Origin of the sequence: Marinobacter sp. CHS3-4 (genome assembly GCF_030053415.1) — a bacterium.
Lineage (GTDB): Bacteria > Pseudomonadota > Gammaproteobacteria > Pseudomonadales > Oleiphilaceae > Marinobacter.
In genome coordinates this window covers 387617-411455 of sequence record NZ_JASGBJ010000001.1, presented here as the reverse complement: position 1 = coordinate 411455, position 23839 = coordinate 387617, and the positions used below count along the sequence as shown (strand labels likewise).

Annotated in this window: 24 protein-coding genes; 8 read left to right on the top strand and 16 right to left on the bottom strand. The window is 56.4% G+C overall.

Annotated elements, in window-relative coordinates:
* Nucleotide 1: 1 nt before the first annotated feature.
* The 8 genes from QLQ17_RS01915 to ftsY all read right to left on the bottom strand — a co-directional run bounded on the left by QLQ17_RS01915 (nt 2) and on the right by ftsY (nt 8149).
* A complete protein-coding gene (locus QLQ17_RS01915) occupies nt 2-1477 on the bottom strand; it encodes a sensor histidine kinase (RefSeq protein WP_283207846.1) in 1476 nt (491 codons plus the stop codon).
* On the bottom strand, nt 1464-2144 hold the full coding sequence (locus QLQ17_RS01910) for a winged helix-turn-helix domain-containing protein (protein ID WP_283207845.1): 681 nt from the start codon (nt 2142-2144) through the stop codon (nt 1464-1466). The genes QLQ17_RS01915 and QLQ17_RS01910 overlap by 14 nt, the downstream gene beginning before the upstream one ends.
* 103 nt (nt 2145-2247) lie before the next feature.
* The gene (gene hyi, locus QLQ17_RS01905) at nt 2248-3027 is read right to left on the bottom strand and encodes a hydroxypyruvate isomerase (RefSeq protein WP_283207844.1); all 780 of its coding nucleotides are present in this window, start codon (nt 3025-3027) and stop codon (nt 2248-2250) included.
* Nucleotides 3028-3030: 3 nt separating this feature from the next.
* Nucleotides 3031-3945, bottom strand: a complete 915-nt coding sequence (locus tag QLQ17_RS01900) for an NAD(P)-dependent oxidoreductase (RefSeq protein WP_283207843.1) — start codon at nt 3943-3945, stop codon at nt 3031-3033.
* Nucleotides 3946-4181: 236 nt separating this feature from the next.
* Entirely contained in the window at nt 4182-5051 is an 870-nt protein-coding gene (gene rpoH, locus QLQ17_RS01895) for an RNA polymerase sigma factor RpoH (protein WP_283207842.1), read from the bottom strand.
* A gap of 193 nt (nt 5052-5244) precedes the next feature.
* Nucleotides 5245-6249 carry a permease-like cell division protein FtsX gene (ftsX, locus tag QLQ17_RS01890; RefSeq protein ID WP_283207841.1) on the bottom strand — a complete coding sequence of 335 codons (1005 nt, stop codon included), beginning with the start codon at nt 6247-6249 and terminating at the stop codon, nt 5245-5247.
* Entirely contained in the window at nt 6242-6934 is a 693-nt protein-coding gene (gene ftsE / locus QLQ17_RS01885; RefSeq protein ID WP_283207840.1) for a cell division ATP-binding protein FtsE, read from the bottom strand. Before ftsE ends, ftsX begins: the two co-directional genes overlap by 8 nt.
* A gap of 3 nt (nt 6935-6937) precedes the next feature.
* Entirely contained in the window at nt 6938-8149 is a 1212-nt protein-coding gene (gene ftsY / locus QLQ17_RS01880) for a signal recognition particle-docking protein FtsY (RefSeq protein WP_283209031.1), read from the bottom strand.
* Nucleotides 8150-8301: 152 nt separating this feature from the next.
* On the opposite strand from ftsY, the gene rsmD reads away from it, so the two are divergent.
* Nucleotides 8302-8901: a 16S rRNA (guanine(966)-N(2))-methyltransferase RsmD gene (gene rsmD / locus QLQ17_RS01875; protein ID WP_283207839.1), complete on the top strand. Its 600-nt coding sequence runs from the start codon at nt 8302-8304 to the stop codon at nt 8899-8901.
* A gap of 161 nt (nt 8902-9062) precedes the next feature.
* On the opposite strand, the gene QLQ17_RS01870 is transcribed toward rsmD, so the two are convergent.
* A complete protein-coding gene (locus tag QLQ17_RS01870; RefSeq protein WP_283207838.1) occupies nt 9063-10241 on the bottom strand; it encodes a DesA family fatty acid desaturase in 1179 nt (392 codons plus the stop codon).
* Between the two features lie 173 nt (nt 10242-10414).
* Here QLQ17_RS01870 and mutM point away from each other — a divergent pair, with 173 nt between their 5' ends.
* From mutM to QLQ17_RS01840, 6 genes are all read left to right on the top strand, one after another.
* Nucleotides 10415-11260, top strand: coding sequence for a bifunctional DNA-formamidopyrimidine glycosylase/DNA-(apurinic or apyrimidinic site) lyase (gene mutM / locus QLQ17_RS01865; RefSeq protein ID WP_283207837.1), 846 nt, complete (start codon nt 10415-10417; stop codon nt 11258-11260).
* Nucleotides 11261-11433: 173 nt separating this feature from the next.
* Nucleotides 11434-11766: a hypothetical protein gene (locus QLQ17_RS01860; protein WP_283207836.1), complete on the top strand. Its 333-nt coding sequence runs from the start codon at nt 11434-11436 to the stop codon at nt 11764-11766.
* A gap of 77 nt (nt 11767-11843) precedes the next feature.
* Nucleotides 11844-12518, top strand: coding sequence for a GMP/IMP nucleotidase (gene yrfG, locus QLQ17_RS01855; RefSeq protein ID WP_283207835.1), 675 nt, complete (start codon nt 11844-11846; stop codon nt 12516-12518).
* Nucleotides 12519-12587: 69 nt separating this feature from the next.
* A complete protein-coding gene (gene hslR, locus QLQ17_RS01850) occupies nt 12588-12995 on the top strand; it encodes a ribosome-associated heat shock protein Hsp15 (protein WP_283207834.1) in 408 nt (135 codons plus the stop codon).
* A 58-nt stretch (nt 12996-13053) separates the two neighbouring features.
* The gene (gene hslO / locus QLQ17_RS01845) at nt 13054-13908 is read left to right on the top strand and encodes an Hsp33 family molecular chaperone HslO (RefSeq protein WP_283207833.1); all 855 of its coding nucleotides are present in this window, start codon (nt 13054-13056) and stop codon (nt 13906-13908) included.
* Between the two features lie 122 nt (nt 13909-14030).
* The gene (locus QLQ17_RS01840; RefSeq protein WP_283207832.1) at nt 14031-15563 is read left to right on the top strand and encodes a phosphoenolpyruvate carboxykinase; all 1533 of its coding nucleotides are present in this window, start codon (nt 14031-14033) and stop codon (nt 15561-15563) included.
* A gap of 64 nt (nt 15564-15627) precedes the next feature.
* Here the strand turns inward: QLQ17_RS01840 and QLQ17_RS01835 are convergent, their stop codons facing one another.
* The 4 genes from QLQ17_RS01835 to QLQ17_RS01820 form a co-directional block, all read right to left on the bottom strand.
* Nucleotides 15628-16590: a PA2778 family cysteine peptidase gene (locus QLQ17_RS01835; RefSeq protein ID WP_283207831.1), complete on the bottom strand. Its 963-nt coding sequence runs from the start codon at nt 16588-16590 to the stop codon at nt 15628-15630.
* 7 nt (nt 16591-16597) lie between these two features.
* A complete protein-coding gene (locus tag QLQ17_RS01830) occupies nt 16598-16999 on the bottom strand; it encodes a PA2779 family protein (protein ID WP_283207830.1) in 402 nt (133 codons plus the stop codon).
* An 87-nt stretch (nt 17000-17086) separates the two neighbouring features.
* The gene (locus QLQ17_RS01825) at nt 17087-18181 is read right to left on the bottom strand and encodes a DUF2855 family protein (protein WP_283207829.1); all 1095 of its coding nucleotides are present in this window, start codon (nt 18179-18181) and stop codon (nt 17087-17089) included.
* Nucleotides 18182-18183: 2 nt separating this feature from the next.
* A complete protein-coding gene (locus QLQ17_RS01820; protein WP_283207828.1) occupies nt 18184-19620 on the bottom strand; it encodes an NAD(P)-binding protein in 1437 nt (478 codons plus the stop codon).
* An 84-nt stretch (nt 19621-19704) separates the two neighbouring features.
* On the opposite strand from QLQ17_RS01820, the gene QLQ17_RS01815 reads away from it, so the two are divergent.
* Nucleotides 19705-20289 (top strand): TetR/AcrR family transcriptional regulator, encoded by a 585-nt coding sequence (locus tag QLQ17_RS01815; RefSeq protein ID WP_283207827.1) that lies wholly within the window; start codon nt 19705-19707, stop codon nt 20287-20289.
* 120 nt (nt 20290-20409) lie between these two features.
* On the opposite strand, the gene QLQ17_RS01810 is transcribed toward QLQ17_RS01815, so the two are convergent.
* The 3 genes from QLQ17_RS01810 to QLQ17_RS01800 are packed head-to-tail and all read right to left on the bottom strand — an operon-like array spanning nt 20410 to nt 23763.
* Nucleotides 20410-20580 (bottom strand): DUF2897 family protein, encoded by a 171-nt coding sequence (locus tag QLQ17_RS01810; RefSeq protein ID WP_283207826.1) that lies wholly within the window; start codon nt 20578-20580, stop codon nt 20410-20412.
* Between the two features lie 11 nt (nt 20581-20591).
* The gene (locus tag QLQ17_RS01805; protein ID WP_283207825.1) at nt 20592-22673 is read right to left on the bottom strand and encodes a TRAP transporter large permease subunit; all 2082 of its coding nucleotides are present in this window, start codon (nt 22671-22673) and stop codon (nt 20592-20594) included.
* Nucleotides 22674-22698: 25 nt separating this feature from the next.
* Nucleotides 22699-23763 (bottom strand): hypothetical protein, encoded by a 1065-nt coding sequence (locus QLQ17_RS01800; protein WP_283207824.1) that lies wholly within the window; start codon nt 23761-23763, stop codon nt 22699-22701.
* Nucleotides 23764-23839 lie beyond the last annotated feature (76 nt).

Below are 23839 nucleotides of genomic sequence, written 5' to 3'. Positions count from 1 at the left end.
ATCAGAGGCTCTTGAGTTCACCCGGAGAGGTCTGCTCTCCGGGCTCTCCGGCCGGCAAGGTCTGAGTATCTTTCAGGCGCTTCCGGCCCGGCGCGTATGCTGGCATGCTGATGGTCACTTTCAGCCCCGGGTACTCTGCGTTTTCGTGATGATCACTGAGACGAATCGTGCCCTGATGAATTTCCGCCACGGCACTCACAAGACTCAGACCCAGACCATTCCCCGGCATTGATCGACTTTTACCGACCCGGTAGAAACGCTGGAACACCTGATCTTTTTCATCGTCCGGTATGCCGATACCACTGTCGCCCACCTCGAACACGGCATCGTTACCCTCTTTCCGGACTTCCACCCGAATCTGGCCATGCTCTGGCGTGTATTTGATGGCGTTATCGATCAGATTGCTGACCATCTGGAACAGCAGGTCCCGATCACCCTCAATGGATACCTCACTGTCCACAGAATGCTCAAAATTCTGCTCTTTATCTTCGGCAACGGCTTCATACAATTCACACGCATCAGCGACCAACTCGCCCAGCGATACCGGTTTCATATCCGCGCTGTTGCCGCGGGTTTCCAGGCGCGCAATTCGGAGCAAGGCATTGAAAGTGGACAGTAGCTGGTCTGCTTCGGCGACGGCTTTGGCGGCCTGATCCCTGGCTTCGTCGTTGTCCACCGACATCAGAGTGCTTTCAAGCTGATTGCGCAGGCGAGTCAGCGGCGTTCGCAGGTCGTGGGCAATACTGTCAGACACGTGCCGGATGCCCTCCATCAGATACACAATGCGATCCAGCATTTGGTTGAGGTTTTCCGCCAACTGATCAAAGTCGTCGTCGGTACCCCGAGTAGGTATGCGCAGCGACAGGTGTCCGTTCATGATTCGACGTGACGTGTTATTGATTACCTCGATACGTCGGGTGGTACTTCGGCTCATTAAGAACCCGCCCAGCAAGGCCAGCGCAAGAGTAATACCCATGCCCCAGTTGATGGCGCCTTCAATCAGCCGTTTAAGGTTGGTCAACTCGTCCACGTCCCGGCCAACCAGCAATCGCAAGCCGCCCTGAACCTCGAAAATGCGGGCGCGCGCCAGCCGTTCCGGTCCGCTCCAGCCTACCGAATCATTGAGGGTAAAGTTGATCCAGCCGCTTTCTGACCGGGAACCTTCTGGCCAGGTTTCAATGTTCCCGGCCAGTTTCAGAAAGTCGTCAGTGGTCAGCAGATAGATAGATTTTGCGTTTGGATCACGGGCGACTCGCTCACGAATGATCGAGATAAGCCCGTTGATGCCACTGCCCCGGTACTGCTCTGCCAGGCCGGCAATTTCGGCTTCGATGGTTTCATCAGTCTGGGCGGTCATGAAGCCGGCCGTGCGCCAGTAGATGAACGCCAGTAGCAAGAATACCGAGGTGGCAAACACCACCATGTAGAGCAGGGCAAGCTGGAACGAAGACGTTCTTAGCTGACTAAGCAGTTTCACGCAGCATGTATCCTGCACCCCGGATGGTCTGCAGCAGGGGTGTATCGAATTCCTTGTCGATCTTTGCCCGCAGACGACTGATGTGAACATCAATGACATTGGTTTGCGGGTCGAAATGATAATCCCAGACTTTCTCCAACAGCATGGTGCGGGTAACCACCTGACCGGCATTGCGCATGAGATATTCCAGCAGCCGGAACTCACGGGGCTGAACGTCGATGTTCTGGCCAGCCCGTTTGACCGTTCGGGCCAGCAGATCCATTTCCAGATCCGCCACATGCAGAACGGTTTCCGTTTCTGCCGACTGACGATTACGGCGAACCAGTGATTCGATCCGAGCCAGCAGCTCGGTGAATGAAAATGGCTTCGTAAGGTAATCATCGCCACCGCCACGCAGGCCTTCGACGCGGTCGTCCACATCGCCCAGCGCACTCAGGATCAACACCGGCACCTGATTTCCGGTCGCCCGTACGGTCTTGATGATCGCCAAGCCGTCCATGCCAGGCAGCATGCGATCCACGATCATGATGTCGTAGTCTTCACTGGCGGCCATCATCATGCCGTCTTTGCCGTCCGCCGCGTGATCCACGACGAAATCGGATTCTTTCAACCCTTTGAGGAGATAGTTCGCCACATCTTGATCGTCTTCTATGACCAGCGCTTTCACCGGAATTCCTCCTGATAGCGGATTACATTAACGGCTAGGGTACGAGCATGCCCGTGCTCCGGCCAGTTACGATCTTGTAAGAGGGTGTCGCCAAAGACGACGGTCAAACCCCGGCTCGAAACCAGCCCAGACTGTCGGCCGTGGTGCCGGAAGGACGATACTCGGCTCCCACCCAACCTTTGTACCCTATGCGATCGAGGGCCTCAAACACACGCGGGAAATGAATCTCGCCGGTGCCCGGCTCATGGCGTCCCGGGTTATCTGCAAACTGAATGTGCCCTATCCACGGCAACAGACATTCCAGAGTCCGGATCAGGTCCCCTTCCATGATTTGCATGTGATAGATGTCGTACTGAAGCTTTACGTTGTCGGCATCCACTTCTTCGATAACTTGCATCACCCTCGATGAGGTATCCAGGAAAAAGCGCGGCATATCCACCCTGGAATTAATTGCCTCCAGGCACAGAGTGATTCCCTCTGCCGACAGCTTCTCTGCAGCGTATGCCACATTCGATACCAGCGTCTTCCAGGCCTCCGACTCATCCAGCTCAGGCGGACGCAAACCCGCCAGACAGTTCAGCTGCCGGCAATCCAGAGCCTTCGCGTAGCGAATGGCCTGATCCACACCTGCACGGAATTCTTCCCTCCGTTCTGGCAGACAGGCGATGCCCCGTTCACCCGCATCCCAGTTGCCCGGCGGCAGATTGAACAGCACCTGGGACAGACCATTTTCATCCAACCCTTGCTTCAGTTCGTGCGGAGACCAGGAGTAAGGAAACAGATACTCCACCCCCTTGAAACCTGCCTCGGCCGCCAGCCTGAAACGTTCTGGAAAGTCCACTTCGGTAAACAGCATCGACAGATTGGCAGCAAACACCGGCATAGCTCAGCCCCCTTTCTTTTTGGTAATGGAAGAGCCCATTCGAACACCGTTCTGATGCTCCAGCTCCAGCAGCAAACCACTGTGATCCACCTCGCTATGGCCATTGGCAATCAGACTGAGGTACCCGTTATGAACCTGCTGCGCGAGCGGCAACGTCAACCCCTCGGCCCGGGCCTCGTCCAGAATCATACGGAGGTCCTTCAATTGAATTCGCGCAGGCGCACCTGGCGCAAAATCCCGGTCAATCATTCGCTGGCCGTGCAGCTCCAGAATCCGGCTGCCGGCAAAACCGCCCATCAAGGCCTCCCGAACCGCCGCTGGATCAGCTCCACCCTCGGCGGCCAGCAACATGGCTTCAGACACGGCACCAATGGTAATCCCCACAATCGCCTGGTTCGCCAGCTTGGCCAGCTGCCCGCTACCAACCGGACCGATGTGCGTGCATTTTCCCAGCGCTTCAAAAACAGGCCGAACCCGATCAACGTTTTCCTCAGAACCACCGGCCATAATGCTCAACGCCGCGCCTACAGCACCGACGGTGCCACCGGACACCGGCGCATCCACATACCCAGCGCTCTGCTTTAGGGCCAACTCCGCATGACGCCGCGCCAGCGATGGCTGCACCGAACTCATGTCGACATAGACAGCCCCGGCTTTCAAAGCCCCGATGCCGCCCTGCTCCACCATCACATGGTCCACCACATCGCCGTTTTCCAACATGGTAATGACAACGTCAGCATCCCGAACGGCATCTTCCGGCGTTTCTGCGATGATCGCCTCGTGCTGGAAAGGCTCACACTTACTTGCCGTGCGATTCCAAATTGCCGTTGAATAGCCAGCGTCTAACAGATTGCGGACCATGGGTGCGCCCATTAATCCCACGCCCAGAAAAGCAATGTGAGTCTTGTTGTTCTTCATAATTGTTTAGATCCCAACTCCTGAGTCCGATGAGGCCAGTGGATGGTTACTTTCAAAACTGTGCGGAGCCATGGATGGCGGAGCACAAGCGCACAGGGACGTATTCACAGCGTGTTTTGAAAGTAACCATCCACTGGCCTCCACCACCAATGTTTAAACAAAGAGTATACAAACAAAAACGCCACCAGCCCTTGAGGGGTGGTGGCGTTTAAATAAGTCTTAAATCTAGATCGCAATCAAGCCGCTTCAGAATCCGCGGTCATGTGCGCCCGAATCTTCTTCATGGCGTTCTTTTCAAGCTGACGAATCCGCTCAGCCGACACACCATAACGATCCGCCAGATCGTGCAGCGTTGACTTGCTGTCGGACAACCAGCGTTCACGTAGGATGTCCTGACTTCGCTCATCCAGCTCAGCTAAAGCTGCCATCAGGCGACCATTGGAATCGTCAGTCCAGTCTGCGTTCTCCAGCTGTGTCGCCGGGTTGCTGCGTTTGTCTTCCAAGAAATACGCCGGCGCCTGATAGGCGTTGTCGTCGTCATCGTCCTGCGGTCCATCAAAAGCCGTATCCTGAGAAGCAAGGCGACCTTCCATCTCACGAACAACCTTGGGCTCCACACCCAGGTCGCTCGCCACTGCGTTCAACTCATCATGGCTCAGCCACGCCAGCTTCTTCTTCTGACTGCGCAAATTGAAGAACAGCTTACGCTGGGCTTTGGTTGTGGCCACTTTCACGATACGCCAGTTGCGCAGAATAAACTCGTGAATTTCGGCCTTGATCCAATGAACAGCAAAAGAGACCAACCGCACACCGTATTCCGGGTTGAATCGCTTTACTGCCTTCATCAGCCCAACGTTACCTTCCTGGATCAGATCCGCCTGATTCAGGCCATAACCGGCGTAACTGCGGGCGATGTGAATAACGAAGCGGAGGTGAGACAGCACCAACTCCCGCGCAGCATCCACATCACCTTCGTAATGCAGCCGCTCAGAAAGCTTTCGCTCTTCCTCAACGGACAAAACCGGAATCTGGCTTGCCGCCTGAATATACGATTCAAGATTGGCGCCCGGGACCAGTCTGTCGAGAACCTGTAGGTTCGTACCCATGCTTTCCCCTCCGAACATGACGGTCAATAAATATATCAATACTTACTTAGACCGCCAAGATCCATTTTAGTTCCCCAAACTCGAAACAAACCTTTTGAAAACAACGGCCTGTGTTTCTTGGAGATGTAATTTTACTCTTCACCATAGGCTTAAGAGTCTGATTCGTGCAATACGGTATTGCCGCAATCCGAGATCACCCGCCCGCTATCTCTCCGGGCTCTATGTCATCGAGATGCCGCTTAACAGCGACCCAAGCGCCCAACCACCCTAGCAGCATTGCAACGATTATCAACGCCAGGACACCGTCAAACGTCAGACCGCTGAGCGAAAAGTCACTTCGGTAAAGCCCGGCCAAGCGTTCGACCGGCCCACTGAGCCACCATAAGGACATCTGAAGCAGTATCCAGGCGACAACCCCGCCGCCAAGACCAAAAAAGGCCCCGGTGTAAAGAAAAGGACGACGTACAAAGCCATCCGTCCCGCCAACCAGTTTAGCCACCAGAATTTCATCGCGCCGGTTTTCGATCGACAGCCGCACTGTATTGCCGATCACCAGCACCACGGCGGCTGATAACAAAATTGCCAGCGCCCAAACTGCCCGCTCCAGCAGCTCCGTCATCGCATTCAGGCGCTGGAGCCAGCCAAGATCCACCTGTACCTGCTCTACCCCGTCCAGACCTTCAACTACGGCCAGCAGGGTCTGAATGCCATCGGCCGTTCGCGAACCGTCGCCGGGCGTCACCAGAAGCGTGTGGGGTAGCGGGTTGTCGTTCAGATAATCCAGCGCGTCTTCAAGACCTGAGGAGGCCCGAAAATCGGCCAGGGCTGCGTCTCTGTCAATAAGCTCCACCTCTGCCACGCGGCTATCTTCGCTTACCTTCTGTTTCAGCGCTTCCGCCTGACCGAGAGACACATCCTGTTCCAGATAAGCCGTCACCCGTGCCGAACTTTCCCACCCGGCACTGACCCCCTGAAGACTGGTGAGCAGCAACATTAAAGCCACCGGCAAGGCCAGCGCCACACCCATGACCGTCCAGGTCATGATGCTGGCGACCGGTGACTGCCAAAGTCGACGGGCACTGTCAGCGGCCACTTTGCGGTGATGCCCGAAATAACTGGTCGCCTGCTCTGCCAGGGGAGATCGGGACGATTTCGCGCCGCGGGATACGTCCTTCGCACGGGCTCGGGAATCAGACATGCCGCGACTCCCCACCAATACCGGGACTGCCGCCTGCCACCAGCCTGCCCTGATCCAGAGTGAGCGTCCTGCGTCCGAGGGTGTTGATCAGAGCCACATCGTGGGTGGCAATCAACACGGTCACACCTACCTGGCTAAACTCTGCAAACAGCGACATGATGTCCGCCGATAACTGGGGATCCAGATTACCCGTGGGCTCGTCCGCTAACAGGACAGGCGGTTTGTTCACTACTGCTCGGGCAATGCCAACCCGCTGCTGCTCGCCGCCAGACAACTGCATCGGGTTCATCTTCTCTTTGCTCAGCAGCCCTACTTTATCCAGCGCCGCCCTAACGCGGCGCCCGATGTCTCGCGCGGGCACGCCCATCACTTCCAGAGGCATGGCAACGTTGTGAAAAACCGTGCGGTCAAACAGCAACTGGTGGTTCTGGAACACCACACCGATGTGCCGTCGGATATAGGGAATCTGGCGGCGCGGCAATCGGTTCAATACCTGGCCGCCGACTTCAACCTCACCGGCGCTGGGCCGCTCCATCACCATAATCAGTTTGAGCAGCGTACTTTTACCAGCGCCCGAGTGACCGGTCAGAAAGGCAAGCTCACCCCGATCCAGGCCAAAATTAACCTGGGCCAGCGCTGTGTGGTCGCTGTCGTAGCGCTTGGTAACTTGCCGGAATTCAATCATTGATCAGATGTCATCAAACAGCGCATCCACGAAGGTGCGGGCGTCGAAACTGCGAAGGTCATCAACCTGCTCCCCCACGCCGATATAACGGATTGGCAACTGCAGCTGCCTTGCAATGGCGAACACAATACCACCCTTGGCGGTGCCGTCGAGTTTCGTGAGTGTAATGCCGCTAACACCGACCGCCTGCTGAAACACCTGTGCCTGGCTGAGCGCGTTCTGCCCGGTGCCAGCATCCAGCGTCAGCATCACTTCATGGGGAGCAGAATCATCCAGCTTCTTGATAACCCGAACGACCTTTTCCAGCTCGTTCATCAGGTTGTCCTTGTTCTGCAGGCGGCCCGCAGTATCGGCAATCACCACATCTATACCCCGTGATTGGGCAGATTGCACCGCATCGTAAATAACCGATGCGCTGTCTGCGCCCGTATGCTGTGCAATCACCGGTACATTGTTGCGGTCGCCCCAGACCTGCAGCTGTTCTACAGCCGCAGCCCGAAAGGTATCCCCGGCCGCCAGCATCACCGACTTACCGTCACGCTGGAAATGCTTGGTGAGCTTGCCGATGGTGGTGGTCTTGCCCACCCCGTTGACGCCGACCATCAGGATGACGAAGGGCTTTTTGCTGCTATCGATCTCCAGAGGCTTGGTGACACCCTCAAGCAGTCCGTGCAACTCCTCCCGCAGTGCCGTGCGCAAGGCATCGCCGTCCTTGAGCTGATTGCGCTCAAGCTTATCGGTCAGGGACTCCACAATCTCCGTGGTCGCCGTAACACCGACATCGGCCATCAGCAGCGTGGTTTCTATTTCTTCCAACAGATCGGCGTCGATCTTCTTGCCCAGAGAAAACAGATCGGAAAAGCCGCCGGTCAAATTCGCCCGGGTTTTGCCTAGCCCGTTCCGAATGCGCTCAAAAACGCTGAGTTGCGAGGCTTCCGGTTCTGGCTCAGCCTCCGGCTGGGGTGCCGGAGCGACGGGTTCAGAAGGGGTTTCCGCGGGCTCGGCCTCTGCAGATTCAGGCGCTGAAGGCTCTTGTTCAGGCGCTGAAAGCTCTGGCTTCGGGGTCGTTTTAGGGGCAGCACCCGGTTGCGGCTCTGGTTTCTTTTGCGGCACGGACTTGGGACGGGGCGACGGCGGCCGATTGCCAACCACATCGAACAGGAAAACAAGAACAAGAAAGGCCAGAAGCCCGATGGAAATCCACTCTGCCGTCATAGTCATACCATTGATCGTAGAATTCGCAGGAAAAGAAAGGCGGTATTCTATCAGACTGTCCAGGTGAAGTGACTCACCCGACTAACCCTCGTACCATAAGCTCATCAAAAGAACAGGCAATGCCACTAACGCTTGAAAAGACGCCGTGAATCATGCCCCGACAACGCAAGAAACCCACTTCCGCCCCGGATGCCGGCAAAGGCGAGCTACGTATCATCGGAGGTGACTGGCGCAGCCGAAAACTGACCTTCCCAAGCGTCGGCGGCGTAAGGCCAACACCGGCCCGCACCCGCGAAACCCTGTTCAACTGGCTGTCCTTTCACCTGCCCGGCAGCCACTGCCTCGACCTCTTCGCCGGCTCAGGGGCACTAGGCCTGGAAGCCCTGTCCAGAGGCGCAGGCAGCGCCATCTTCGTCGACCACACCAAAGCCCTTGCCCAGGCCCTGCGCAGCAACCTTCGCTTGCTGAAATCGGAGAACGCAGACGTCACCTGTCAGACCGTCGACGCTTTCCTCGAGCAGCTGCCTGGCAAACCCGTCGACATCCTGTTCATGGACCCACCGTTCCGACAGGGATGGCTGGAACGACTCTTTCCTTTGATCGAAGACAACGGATGGGTCAAACCAGGAGGGTGGATTTACGTCGAACACGAAAGCGAGCTGACAACACCGGCCGTACCAAACACCTGGCACCTAAATCGTCAGAAAACGGCCGGACAGGTGACCTACTGCCTATTCCAAAAGGAAGGTTAAAAAAAGGAAGTAGACCGTAAAGGCGTTATTACCGCAGAACGATCGGCCAGTGGGCGGGTACAGTTTTTCCGAAGGGATAAAGGTGTCTGAGCGAAGCGAGTTCTTTTCCCGTAGCGAAAAAGTGTACCCGCCCGCTGGCCAGACACCCCAAGTAAAATCCGTTAAGAGGAAGGCCGCAACGAATAAGCCCGCAGGTGATCCGCAAACTCCTCAAGATAGCGAATACCACTGGCCTCTGCCTCACGGCACCACTCCATAAGAGCATGCAGCTTCTCTTGAGGCTTCAGCCCGCGACGCCGCCAGAGCTCCTGAAGCTCATGGCTTTTCTCGTAAATCTGGCGCAACACCATGTTGCTCTCAAGCGCCGACTCCAAATGAGCCTGCTCACTCGGCTTGATCAGCGTGATCTCACGAGACAGCAACCGCTTGATCTTGCGATATCGCGGGCGAATTTCATCGTCCATGAGCGACTTCTGCTGACGCAGAACTGGCTCCATGACACGCTTGCGGTACTGGCGCATGATATCGAAACGGTTGTTGGCAATGGCCTGCACCGTTTCCACATCCACTTCCTGCTTTCCCGGTACGTAATGGGCAATCGGGCGATAGCCCTTGGGCTTGGCCAGACCAAACAGCTGGAACAGACGGATGTAACCCCAGCCAATATCAATCTCGTACCAGCGACGGGACAGCTTTGACGAATTCGGATAAGTGTGGTGATTGTTGTGCAACTCCTCACCACCAATCAAGAGGCCGAGCGGCGAGATATTCCGGGCGTTGTCTGAACACTCGAAATTGCGGTAACCCATAAAGTGACCAATACCGTTGACCACACCCGCAGCCCAGACCGGAATCCACATCATCTGCACAGCCCAGATCCAGATGCCGTTAACGCCGAACAACAGCAGGTCCAAAACCGCCATTAGCTGAATACCCAGCATCTTGTAGCGAGAGTATAGATTGCGCTCAATCCAGTCCTCCGGCGTGCGCTGGCCGAAACGCTGCAACGTTTCCTCGGTACCCGCCTCGTCGTATAGTTCAGCGCCCTGGAAAAGCACCTTGCGGATACCCAGAACCACCGGGCTATGGGGGTCATCCTCGGTTTCGCACTTTGCGTGGTGCTTGCGATGAATCGCGGTCCACTGCTTGGTGTTGGTAGCGGTCGTCAGCCACAGCCAGAAGCGGAAAAAATGAGCCAGAACCGGATTCAGGTCCAGGGAGTTATGCGCAGAATGGCGATGAAGATAAAGCGTCACACTGATGATGGTGATGTGAGTCAGACCCAGCGCAACCAGCACCAGCTGCATCACCGACAGGTCCAGAAGACCGTTGTACCACATGAAAATTTCCTCGTTCGAAATCATCGGGTTGTGGCAAGGGAGATCCCCAACCCGGACTTCCTACTTTAGCGTACACTTGTTCACTACAACAACTGCATTTGGATGCAGTTTTGTTACTCATTACACTGCCGCTTACATTAGCCTGCGTTTTTTGGCAGCCGAGGAGCCCGCCCTTGCCCGAGTTACCGGAAGTAGAAACCACCCGTCGAGGCATCGCCCCACACTGCGAAAATCAGGTCATTGCCAGTGTTGTGGTCAGGGACAGCCGATTGCGCTGGCCCGTACCAGACAACCTGGCGGATCTCATTGAAGGCACCACCATTACTGAAGTGGACCGACGGGCAAAATACCTGCTGATCCGGCTACACGCGGCATCAGACTCGCCGACACCAAAGATGCAGGACGGCACGCTGATCGTCCACCTTGGCATGTCCGGCAGCCTGAGGGTCGTAACCGATGCCAGCGAACCTCTGCGTCATGATCATATTGATCTTCAGTTACATAATGGGGTCACCCTGCGATTTAACGACCCCCGACGTTTTGGCTGCTGGCTCTGGACAGACTCGCCAGACTCGCATCAGCTACTGACAAGCCTGGGGCCGGAGCCCCTGGCTCCGGAGTTCAATGGCGCGTTCTTGCACCGACGGTCCCGCGGAAAAAAAACGCCGATCAAGTCCTTCATCATGGACAACCATGTGGTGGTGGGCGTGGGCAATATCTACGCAAACGAAGCCCTGTTTAAAGCCGGAATCCATCCAAAACGGGCCGCCGGCCGCATCAGCCTGGACCGCTACCACCGCCTCGCAGAGGCCATCTGCGAAACGCTGTCAGCTGCCATCTTAATGGGTGGCACCACGCTCAGAGACTTTATAAACAGCGATGGCAAGCCGGGCTATTTTGCCCAATCCCTACTGGTCTATGGTCGGGGGAACGAGCCCTGTCGAGAATGCGGCCACACTCTAAAAGAGATTCGCATGAATCAACGGGCAACTGTTTACTGCGGGCGATGCCAGCGCTAGACAAATAAAGCAACAGAAAAATCGTTTGAAAATACGCAAATATGATTCATAGTTAACAGAGTGTTTATCGTCATGAGCTAAACTCGATTCGAACTAAGTCAAGATCGCCTCGTGCTAGCCAGACAGCTAGAAAGCAGCGACCTGTTTACGACCTGTTTAGGAGTAACAAGAAAATGAGCGGTAAGATTTCCCACATCGTGATGACGGCCCTGGCGGTTTGCATGCTGGCTTTTTCCTCTGTCGGGCATGCCCAGGCTATCGAGGAGGAGCCCACCGCACTGGCCATGACCGGCGACGCACTGTTAGCCCGCCCGGCTTTGCTGGCAACTACGGTCGTCGGCAGTGTCGTTTACGTGGTGTCACTGCCTTTCTCCCTATTGGGTGGAAACGCCGCAGAAGCTGGCGAAACTCTGGTGCTGGGGCCGGCAAAAGCCACTTTCGTGCGCTGTCTTGGCTGTACACGTATGGGCCGCAAGCCAGGCACCGTCGAGCAATCCAGCAACTGATCCGTAAAATCCCCAGTTGCCATTCAACCGGTTCTTCGGCAGCCTGAAGTTTTCGCGACTTCAGGCTGTTTGCATTTATGGTGGACTGGCAATCTCTTGACACAGTGTTCCTCGACATGGACGGAACCCTGCTCGATCTTCACTTCGACAACCATTTCTGGCTGGAACACCTGCCCAAGCGTTACGCCGAGTTCAATCGCCTCAGCCACCAGGAGGCGTACGATCGAGTTGTCCCTATGATCATGGCCGAACGAGGATCACTGAACTGGTACTGCACGGATTATTGGAGCGAACGCCTGGCGGTTGATGTAACAGGCCTCAAAGCGGAGGTGGGCGACCGGATCGGCTATCGCCCCCACGTCATCGAATTCCTGTCAGCCATTCGCTCGCAAGGCCTGCGCTCAGTCATCGTGACCAATTGTCATCCAGACCCGCTCGATCTGAAACTGGAACGCACCGGCCTGGCAGACAGGGTTGATGCCGTGGTGTCGAGTCACGAATTTGGCAAACCCAAGGAAGACCGGGGCTTCTGGAAAGACCTGGCAGTGCGGGAACCCTACCATCCGGCCGCGACGCTGATGGTAGACGACAGTTTTCCGGTTCTGGAGAGCGCCCGCGACGCAGGGATTGCCCAATGCCTCGCTATACTGGCGCCAGACAGCCAGCGACCACCGAACGAACGTCACCCGGACATTCCGTCTATTCATCACTTCGATGAGGTGACTGCCGCGCTGCTCGCCCGTGCTTCGTGAATCCTCGCCCCTGCCATCCACTGCGTCAGGCAGCTATAATGACACCATACGTCCATCAGGCGAGGAGACATGACGGCAACAACCTCTGATGACAATCGCGTAAGGCTGGACAAATGGCTGTGGGCCGCCCGGTTCTATAAGACACGGAACCTGGCAAAACAGGCTATCGAAGGCGGCAAGGTTCATTACAACAGTCAGCGCACCAAACCTGGCAAACTGGTCGAGCCCGGCGCCAAGGTCACTTTGCGCCTTGGTTGGCAGGAACGCATCGTCATCGTGGATGACATCAGCGATCGTCGAAAGGGCGCTCCGGAAGCCCAGAAGCTATATCACGAAACGGAAGATAGCGTGAAACGGCGGGAAGACCTTGCCTGGCAAAGAAAGACCATGCAGGCAGCTCAACTTCCACCTGCCAGACGACCCTCGAAAAAGGACCGTCGAGACATTCAACGGTTCCGCGAACAGAACGGGCTGTAGCAGCAGGGCTCGACGTCAGACCAACCTATCCAGAACCCCAATTTCAGGAGACATTACCATGGCATCCGGGGACCAGTTTCAGCGATTTCTGTTTGAAGACAGCCAGGTACGTGGTGCCTGGGTCAGGCTGAACAAAAGCTACGATGACATTGGCAGTCAGGCGCCCTACCCAGACTCGGTTCGCCGGATGCTGGGCGAATCGCTGGTGGCCAGCGTGCTGATGAGCAGTACCCTGAAATTCGAGGGCTCGCTGTCACTCCAGGCCCAGGGCGACGGGCCGGTGAGCACCCTGATGGCCGAATGTACCCATGATCGGTACATCCGCGGCATTGCTCGTTTCGACGAACACGCCGTGACAGAGGAGTCACTGCAAGCCCTGCTCGGCGAGGGCCGAATGGCCATCACCATCACGCCGGACAAAGGCAACCGCTATCAGGGCGTCGTGCCGCGGGAAGAGCCCGATCTAGCCGGCTGCCTGCAAGATTACTTTGAGCGTTCTGAACAGATCCCGACCAGTTTCTTCCTGTTTGCAGATGAAAATGGCAGCGCCGGCCTGATGTTGCAGCGACTTCCAGGCAACACTGAGCAAGACGACGACCTTTGGAACCGTCTCAACCACCTGGCCAGCACGGTCGAAGCCGAGGAAATGCTCACTCTGGACAGTGAAACCGTTTTACATCGCCTGTTCCATGAAGAAACCGTCCGTCTGTTCGACCCCGAAGAAGTGGCGTTCCGCTGCAGCTGTTCCCGTGAACGCACCCTCAACGCGCTTGAGGCCATCGGTAAAGACGAATGCTACGACATCCTGGATGAACAGGGCAGCATCGAAATGGACTGCCAGTTCTGTCATCAACACTATCGCTTCGATAGAAACGACATTGATCACCTTTTCACCGGGCATACGTTACACTAACAGCTCCACAACGCCTGGAAGCCAGTGATAGCAAGGCTTTCAGAGCAGTCGTTTTTTACTGGCGGCTCTGGCATAATAGCGCGCCTGACTGATCACGAGCACACCCCGAGGGCGAGGTCGAAGTGAGTAATACCTATCAAGATCTGAGTGCAGCACCACTGATTGAGCTGGCACTGGAAAGAGGCGAAGGCAGGCTTGCCGCTAACGGTTCATTAGTCGTTGAGACCGGCGAGCGCACAGGTCGCTCCCCGATGGACCGCTTTATCGTCAAGGAGCCCAGCACGTCTGACGACATCCATTGGGGCCCAATTAACCGCCCGTTCGACGCCGACAAGTTTGACGCTCTGTGGGACCGTGTTGAAGCTTACATTGCTGAAAAAGAAAGCTTTGTATCTCAAGTACACGTTGGCTCTGACCCGGAACACTACCTGCCGGTCAAAATGACCACCGAGACCGCGTGGCAGAACCTGTTCGGCCGCAACCTGTTTATCGTGCCCGAAAGCTACAACCCGGCCGATAAGCAAGAGTGGCAGATTCTCAACGCGGCGAACTTCGAGTGCGAACCCGAACGCGATGGCACCAACAGCGATGGCTGCGTGATCATCAACTTTGCCAAGCGCAAAGTGCTCCTCGCAGGAATGCACTACGCAGGCGAGATGAAAAAAGCCATGTTCTCGGTACAGAACTTCCTGTTGCCAGAGAAAGACGTGCTGCCTATGCACTGCTCCGCCAACGTGGGTGAAGACGGCGAAACCTGCCTTTTCTTTGGCCTGTCTGGTACCGGTAAAACCACTCTGTCGGCTGACCCTGATCGTTTTCTGATTGGTGACGACGAACACGGCTGGGGTCCGGGCACGGTATTCAACATTGAAGGCGGCTGCTACGCGAAGTGCATCGACCTGAGCCAGAAGAATGAGCCCATCATCTGGGACGCCATTCGTTTCGGCGCCATCGTGGAAAACGTCAAGGTTGACGAGCAGACCCGCGAGCCCGACTACACCGACGTGTCACTGACCGAAAACTCACGCTGCGCCTACCCTCTGGAGCACGTTGAGAAGCGCGTCATTGAGAACCGCGCCGGTGAGCCGTCACACATCGTTTTCCTGACTTGCGACATGACCGGTGTACTGCCACCCGTGTCGATTCTCAGCAAAGAAGCGGCGGCCTATCACTTCCTGAGCGGCTATACCGCGCTGGTTGGCTCAACCGAAATGGGCTCATCCTCCAAGCTGAAAGCGACCTTCTCAACCTGTTTCGGGGCGCCGTTCTTCCCTCGCCCGGCTGGTGTCTACGCTGAACTTCTGATGAAGCGCATGGACGAGTTCGGCAGCAAGGTCTTCCTGGTTAACACTGGCTGGACCGGTGGTCCCTATGGCGTTGGCGAGCGTTTCAGCATCCCGACGACCCGCGCAGTCATCGCAGCCATCCAGAATGGCGACCTGGACGATGCCGAAACCGAGCATCTGCCCACGCTCAACCTGGACGTCCCCAAATCCGTTCCGGGTGTCGACAGCAACCTTCTGAACCCGCGCAACACCTGGGCCAGCGAAGCTGACTACGACGCCAAAGCGGCTGAGCTGATCGGTCAGTTTGTCGATAACTTCCAGAAGTTCGACGTATCTGACGCCATCGTTGCGGCTGGCCCCAAAGCCTGACCCTCAAACGATGAAAAAGCGCCCTGCCATCACCGGCACGGCGCTTTTTTTGTATATGGACGCATCAATCGCCGAGAGGGCATTGCAGAACCGGGCAAGAGACCTCGGCTTCACCATCAGCAGACGGTAGATCTGAAGGGTAAAACTCCTTGTTGAGCCGGTTGGCACAGGCGAGCGCCTGCTCGGACGCGTCCGGACACCCTAGCTGTGCCAACGAATGCGCCAGATTGTTCCATGCCGGTGCCAACGCCGGGAATCGCTCAACGGTTTCCAGATAGAGCCCATTAGCTTTCGTCCATTGCTGCTGACCGTAGGCCACGTTTCCCATGCCTAACCATGCCGCAGGTTGGTCTGCCCAGCGACTGGCCGCTGAATCATAGGCTGAATACGCCTCTTCGCTTTGCCCGGTCACTTCGAGGTCATAGGCGGCTTCGAGATAGGGCAGTGGCTTTGCTGTGGCCGGTATTTGATCGGGCGGAAGCATCACCGCTGACCATTGATCAGCGCGGCGCCACGTCCGGTAAAACACGCTCATGGATTGGCGGTTGGCACGCCGAGTATCGGTATGCAGCAATAACTCCTCGGTTTCAGAGTCGTACCCAATCACTACCGCAAAATGCCACTGGGGAAACCAGTCGAAACCCAAATTCTGCATAACCAACACAGGGTGCCCGGCATCAATTTCTGCCAACAGATCAGGCAGTTCCGGCTCCAAGGGATATACCAGCATCCCATAGCGTCTGGCTGCAGCGACCAATTCCACTTTCAGGGAACCTTCACGGCCGGGCAGATACACCTGGGGCACCAGATCCTCCGGGCGCACATCAACATTCTGGCTGGACAGCATGGTGGCGAGGGCAGCGGGGCCACACTGATAGCGCTCTTGCGGATAGAAAGGAACGTCCAGTTGAACACTGGACTGAAGAAAAGATTTACCCGAAGCCGCCGGCCAGGGCGGAACGCTGGCGCAGCCAGCGAACCACAACACCGTCAATAACGCGGAAAGCGCCCTGGCGCTGGACTTCATAATCCGTCTAGTTGATGCAGTTGATAAAGCTGAAGATGTTGGTCGCACACAGCATGTCAGTGATAATGAAAACGAGGAGGAACAACACAACAACGCCTACCACGTCCTGGCCCACCGGAGCATCGGCCAGCTGATCGTTAAAATCCGCCAATTCCGACGGCGTTAGGCTCTGGATGCGCGATTCCACTTCTGACTTCTCAACGCCCATCGTGCTCAGCGTCTGCTGCACATCTTTCCTCTCCAGCATGTTCATCAGTGACTGCCGGTCGACCTCGGCTCGCTGCTCGGTCAGTACATCTCCCGTGCCCACCACAGCCGAAACGGCCGGCGCTGACCATGTGGTTGCAAGAGCCACAGCCATAACCACAAAGAACGAAATCTGGCGCAAATACGATCGCATTGCTGACATGAGACGCTTCTCCCCGAAAACGGCTTTTTCTTTGTAAATGAGCTTACACCCTACCATGCAACACGATCGGCCAAGGTTACGGTTCCATCACAACCGAACAATCAACCCCTCGTCCGCCGGAATCCGGCCCTGGCACACATCCGGATATACCTTAGCCAGGCCTTCCAGACCGTCTATGTCTCGCAGCCGCAACCATTGGCGACTTTTGCGGGCCGTATCACTCAGGAACGGGGCCGTTCGTGTGGCAAAGCCCTCGGGCCCCCAGTCTTTCATACGTTTACCGATATGGCTCGGGGCAAAAAAGAACTCGGCCCGGTCTTTTGGAATGCCGGCCGCTGGTTTGAACTCGTCCCAATGAGTGAGACCGACATTGATGCAATAGCGCAAGTTGTTGCCCAGAGATGACTGCAACTGTGCCAGCAGATCGCCGCTTCCTGACATATCCACGATAACTGTCGGCAACTCGGCGTTCAGTTCCGTAAGCGCGTCATAACTCAGGCATTGATCATAGATACCCAGCGAGCACACCAACTCGAGATTTCGGGAAGAGGTCAATCCAACGGCCCTGGGCGCAGAGTCGTCGGCCTCAAGCGCATACCCCAGCCCGATACTGGTTTTGCTGGATGCACTGACGATCAACACCTGTTCCGCGCCGTACCAGCCGTTATCCTGTAATTGATCCCACAGGCAAAACGACGTCAGATGCAGTGGCCACAGCAGCATTCGCTCGTCGTCCATCGACTGGTTATAGCCTGGTTCGAAATCCACCCGGGTGTAGCTGTTATAGAGAGCGGGCAGTTTTGCCCGATGCTCTGCACCATCAAACAGCCGCTGCCCGGAGACCCGCTGCGGCAAGATTTTCAGGAAGGCCGCCGGTGGAAAATAGCCGAACAAGCGCTCCCCTTCCTGCACATCGGAATGGGCTGACTCAACAACCTGTGCAAACCCCCATACCGGGATGACACCCCAGCCATCCACGTCCTCACCCTGCGGTGGGAAAAACTGCCAGTAGCCGAGCTGATCACCAGCCGCGGCATAGGTGATATTGTTGGCCGTGAAGGAAAAAGCCTCAATGCGGACAACGATCTCACCATCGCCAGCGGACGGCTGTTGGTCTGCTCGTTCGTTGTGGACGAGTCTGCTTTCCGAGAACTGATGCTTTTTTACCTGAAATTGCGGCATTGTCATGCTCCTTCCGCTTCATGGGCTGGTTCTGCGTTACGGGCTTTTATCTGGGCCGCGTAGGCCTGAAGTTTGGCCATGGCGGGCATTGCGTTGTCTCGCATGCGCTTGAGGATAGCCTGTTTGGGCTGATCCTCAGGATCCACGTCGCGAATCATCCGGCTCATGCCATCCAGGCGATTGTTCACCAGCCACGCGCGGATGTCCTTATGCTGGGACCATTGGTACTGGTTCATCATCAACCCGATCATCATACGGATCCAGTCGGTGTCGTGGTTTGGCAAGGGGACGACGCCACACAGTCGATTTTTGTCCGACTCCTTCTCGTATGCCGCTTCAATGTGGGCAACAAACGCAGCGCTGAAAACCGGCTGATAGGACCGCACCGTTTGCGGGGTGATCAGATCGCCGGTGAAAATAGGCTTGGTATCCAGATTGGTAATGGCGCTGGCCGAGCAGTCAATGTGCAGGTGATCCGGGCTGGTTGCCAGATTACCTTGTTCCAGTAGGATACGATCCGGTTCCAGCGCCGTCACGCGGCCTTTACGAACCACCTGCCGTATCCGACGAAGCTCTTCAAGCTCCCGCGGGCTGACCGTCGCCCCGTGAAACATGCTCGGTCGCACCGTAGGGTCTATTCTCAGGAGAACACCAGCCGCCTCCAGCCGTTCGAAAAGATCATTGATCGACTCCGACCGGGCAATGGCTTCAAACTGATTGGCCATGGCGCCAATGGTGTATTCAAAGAATTCTTCCGTCGGCTGCGTGTTGCGACGATCCAGCAGCCAAGCGTCGCGGGAAACGATCCACTGAATGCTGTCGGGATCTACCCCATTTTCCAGAAGCCACAAGCAGGCATCGATTCCGGTTTTTCCGCCGCCGATGACCACATAACCCGCTGGTGGGCTGGACACCTTTGGCAAATCATTCAATGGCATAAAACGAACGCCGGGCGCTACGCTAAAACTCGGCGTGTGGTTGGCCGGAACGGTCGTTTTGAGGTAAGTGGCGTCTACTGTCTTACCGGCGCTGACCTGATAATTTGAGCCTGTGAGGCAGGACTGGAAACGCCCCTCGCCCCGGTACTCGCACATTGGGAAGTACTTAACGCGACCACTGGGCAAAAACCGGTGCCGCATGACATCGTCAAAATAGGCGCTGATTTCCGCACCTGTAGCCAGATCGTTCAAGCCCTTGTTCAACCCGACCTGATCCTTCCGGCCTTTACTCAACTCGCACGAACTGACGCCATAAAACGCCGACGGCTGGTGCAGAGTCACAAACGGATACGCCAGATTCCAATGCCCTCCGGGCTTTTCGTGCCTGTCCACCATCACGATGGTGGCATCGGTCTCCTCCAGCAAAACGTCGGCGAAAGCCATTCCAACCGCGCCAGTGCCTACGATCAGATAATCGGCTTCCAGATGATAGTCACTCATGGTGATCGCTCCCGGCAAAATATAACACTGTTATGTCAGGGCCAGAATATAACATTGTTATGGCAAGTCAAGTACAATCATGGGATGAAAGACACCAAAGCAAAGATTCTCGGGGCCGCATCACAACTTTTCCTCATGGGCGGCACCGGCGCGCTCAGCGTAAGGGCCATTGCCAAACAGGCGGGCGTATCCACCATCGGGATCTACAGCCATTTTCAGGGCAAGCAAGGCATTCTGGACGCGCTTTATATTGAAGGTTTCCACTCGGTCTCCCGGGCACTGAAGGTAGACACCCTGGCCAACTCCCCCAGGGAGGCCGTTTTAACGGCCGCAAGAAACTACCTGAACAATGCGGAACAGCTGGAGGCCCATTACAGCCTCATATTTGGCAAGCTGGACGGCAACTACGAGCCTTCTGCGGACGCCAAGCAGGCTGGCATCGAGGCCTTTGAACAGCTCACTGAGCTGGTTGGCGGACTGCTACCGGCCACTGCCAGTAAAAGCCAGAAACAGGACGCAGCCATTCGGGTCTGGTCGCTGATTCACGGATTCGTCAGTCTGCGGCATCACGCCGTCGCCCAGCTGGTGGATATGTCAGACTGGAAGGAGAGAACCATGAAAACGGCAGAGATGCTGGTGGATGACCTCATTGAGGCCGAGCTGACCTAGAGGAAACAACGCAAATGAGACGACAACCTGGTCTTCTGCACATGAAGTGATGCCCCAACTAAGAAAAAGGCCTGCAGCTGCAGGCCTTTTTCATTCAGCGGGAACATCTCTGACTGTGTTTCACCAATCGTCTTTTTTCCTCTCTTTTTCCTCGAGCTCCGCCTGACGTTGACGGACTTTTTTCCGCTTCTCATCGCTCATGCGAAAATTGGCAGAATCCCGAAGCATCAATAGACTCCCCACCACTGAGGCTATCGCAAGCAACAGGAAAATCCAGCCGATCATGGGCATCGGTTTACACCTCAGGTATAGAAAATAAGCGGTACGAACGCTACCAGTATCAGCGATATACCCATCGCAATCAAAGGCATGATGATACGCTCGTGGCGCTGATAGAAGGTACCGCCTTCGTTCTGGGCTGCCAGCACCTCACTTTCACCCACGACCTGTCGCGTCAGCAGGTGATTCAGAGCCACTGGCGGGCTCAGGTAACCCAGCTCAAACGCTACCAGGGTGACCATCCAGAAATGGATTGGGTGGATTCCGCTGCCGTAGGCAATGCCCGCCACCGTCGCAGTCACCAGAATGACGGCGCCGAAGGCATCCATGATCATGCCAAGGATGACCAGAATCACCACCATCAGCAGCATCGCAGACCAGGCACTGTCGAACGCCTGGGGGAAGGCCTCCATGATGTGAGAGCGTTCAATCACGCCACCGATGCTTACCGACAACCCGAGCAGCAACAACAGCGCACCAATTTCAGCCGTGGTGTCGTTGGTAGCCGATCGGAGACTGCGCTCCAGCCCCTGATGATTGACCTGTACACGATTGCCCGCGTCATCAATGACTTCGCTTTTCTTCTTGCGCAGACTGAAGTGCTCATACACCAGAATGGCCAGCATGATCACCGGCAACAGGCGGGGCGCCGAAAATTCGTCCATGGACACATCCAGCGCCCACCGATAGAACAACACCACGACGGCAATCACCAGAACGTAAGGAATCAGTTTCTTCAGAGCACTCAACATCGGGGCCATGGCGTCCGAGGCCGGCGCCAGATTGAAATCGTTCTGGCGGTTCACCGTCAGCGCAACCGCAGCAAACATAGTCGCGGTCAGTACAAACACCCAGATCCCCCAACCAAACAGCTCGTCGGTGGTCACTTCACGGTTCAGATAGGCGATGACCACCACCAGCAGGCAGGGACGGAGAACCACACCCAACGAACCAGACATGGCCGTGGCAGCCAAGGCCAGGTGCCTGCGGGCACCGGCGGCCCGAAGTTCGCTGTAGATCACAGCACCGGCTGCAATAACAAAGATACCAGAGGCGCCGGTGTAAGCCGTTGGAACCGCCGCCACCAGTACGGCCACGACAGCCAACAGTTCAGGCGGCATTCGCCAGGGCCGGAACACGTTAAACACCAGGGTTGCCAGGCGCGTCTGCTTCAGCATCATGCCGACCCACACATAAAGGCCGACGTTCAGGAACATGTCCGACAATTCCATCATTTTGCCGAGGTAGATACCAATGCCTGAAGCATGGCCAATCAACGCGAAATAGGTACCGGAAATCAGGCACATGACGGTGTACAGCGGCACAGCCAGGAAGGCCTTGTTGAAATCTCCGCCCTCCTGCAGGTCATCGGGAACCCGGAAAAGTCGGTAAAGACTGGCAATGGTCAGCGCCGCAAACCCTGTGATCCAGAAGTTGTGCAGCGCCAGCTCGGTGGAAGACACCGACGCGTCAGACCCGAAGCTCAACTGACGGAAGATAACACTGGAACCCAGCAGCATGACGTTCGCCACGGTCTGCAGAGTGTGGGATACCATGTAGTCCAGCCGGGTTTCCATCGCACGCATGGCAATGTGGTGGCGGGTCAAAGTGGCCGTGACGGCACAGAGCATTACTAGCAGCACGAGGATGAATCGCTGGGACTCGAGTCCGAAGGCAATCAAATCTGCCACGAACAGCTCGACAGCACGATAGACCTTGACGCCGGTGGTCATTTTGCCCTGCAAGCTTTCGTAAGAAGCGTGGCTCTGACGGCAGTTTTCTACCGAACGCTCGACGGCCAGGCGCACCTCCGCCGGATCAATTTCCGCCTCGCCCAACAGAGCCGCCATCGGGTCGTCTGAATTCTTTTCTTCGGCCAGTTTTTCCTGAACCGCCCTATCAATGTCCTGATTCGGGTCGCATTCGGGCTGAACCGGATCCATCCTTAGCTTGTAGTAGCCACTCCACAACTGCTCACCACCACGGAGCATCTGGTTGTGAATGTCACTGCTTGTGGAAAACAGCACCACCGCCAGCAACAACAGACAGGCCGGGAGAGAAGAAAGCCACTCCAGGCCACTGCGACTAAAACCACGTTGGGACATAACAACTCACTCAGAAACGTTTGATTTAAAGCAGGCCATCCAGATCCATGGTTTCAACAGCTTCCTTCTCGTCGTCCCAGAAGGTACCCAGCTGTCCCATGGGCGTGCGATGCCCTGTATTCTCCATCCACATGCGATCGGAAATGGCCACGATCATCTGTGTCGCCATGGCATCGACAAACTGCCACTGCTCATTGGGCGGGGTTTCCTCGGTGGCCTCGGCATGGCTTCGGATTACGTCGCGCAAGCGCTCTTCGTCGCTTTTGTTCTGAGCGGCGATGGCGTGAAACACGTGACTGATTCGCACGCCTGCAGCCTCACCCTGCTCGTCAGCAATATCCAGGCGGACAAAAGGATCTTCGCCCTCAGGCAAAGCACCCGGAATCATTGCCCAAACGGTGGCCCGCAGAGCCATGGGCGCGCCCCACCATTTCTCGTTGTCCAGGCACTGGGTTGCGCGGGCCACGGTGGAACCGATGTTTTTGGGAACCCCGATGGAGGACGTTGACTGGATTTCTGCGTTAAGAGCCTGGAGCCCGGACAGCAGGCCCGCAAGGTAGATAAATTCGCCCAGATCATCATCAAAGCCGGGACACTCACCCGCGACCGGCTTGCCATAGAATTCGTTGTGATGCTGCCAGGCCTGGAAATAGCGCTCAGCCGCCAGACTTAACGCGCGCTTTTGCTGAATAATGGCGTCTTCCGCCTTCTCGGCCTCCAGTGCCCGCATGGCTGCCAGACTATTCAACTCGTACTCCCGAGCCCGCTCTTCCGCGCAACCGCCAGCTGACAGATACAGCATCACCGCTAGCTGGTCCGGCTGTGATGTCACCCGCCCGAACGACATCAGCAGCGGTGCTGTCGCTTCGCTCATGGCACAGCCCATGGTCAGGTCCTGGCTTTCAAGCAGGTAGGGCACCGTATGATCCCGCGAAAAACCCTGCATCACATCGCCGGTGGTCTTGTACATCATATTGTTGATGGCACCGCAGCCCGACAGCAGCGTGCCAACCAAAGTCGCCGCCAGAAGCTTGCGGATGCCGCTCACAGAAGGTCGATTCTGACTTTCGTTGTGCTGTTCAATCGTCATAGTGTTGTACCTTTCACTTTTCCCTGCCGACGCCCTGTTACTGTTTGTAACTGAAGCGGCATTATGGCCGACAAGC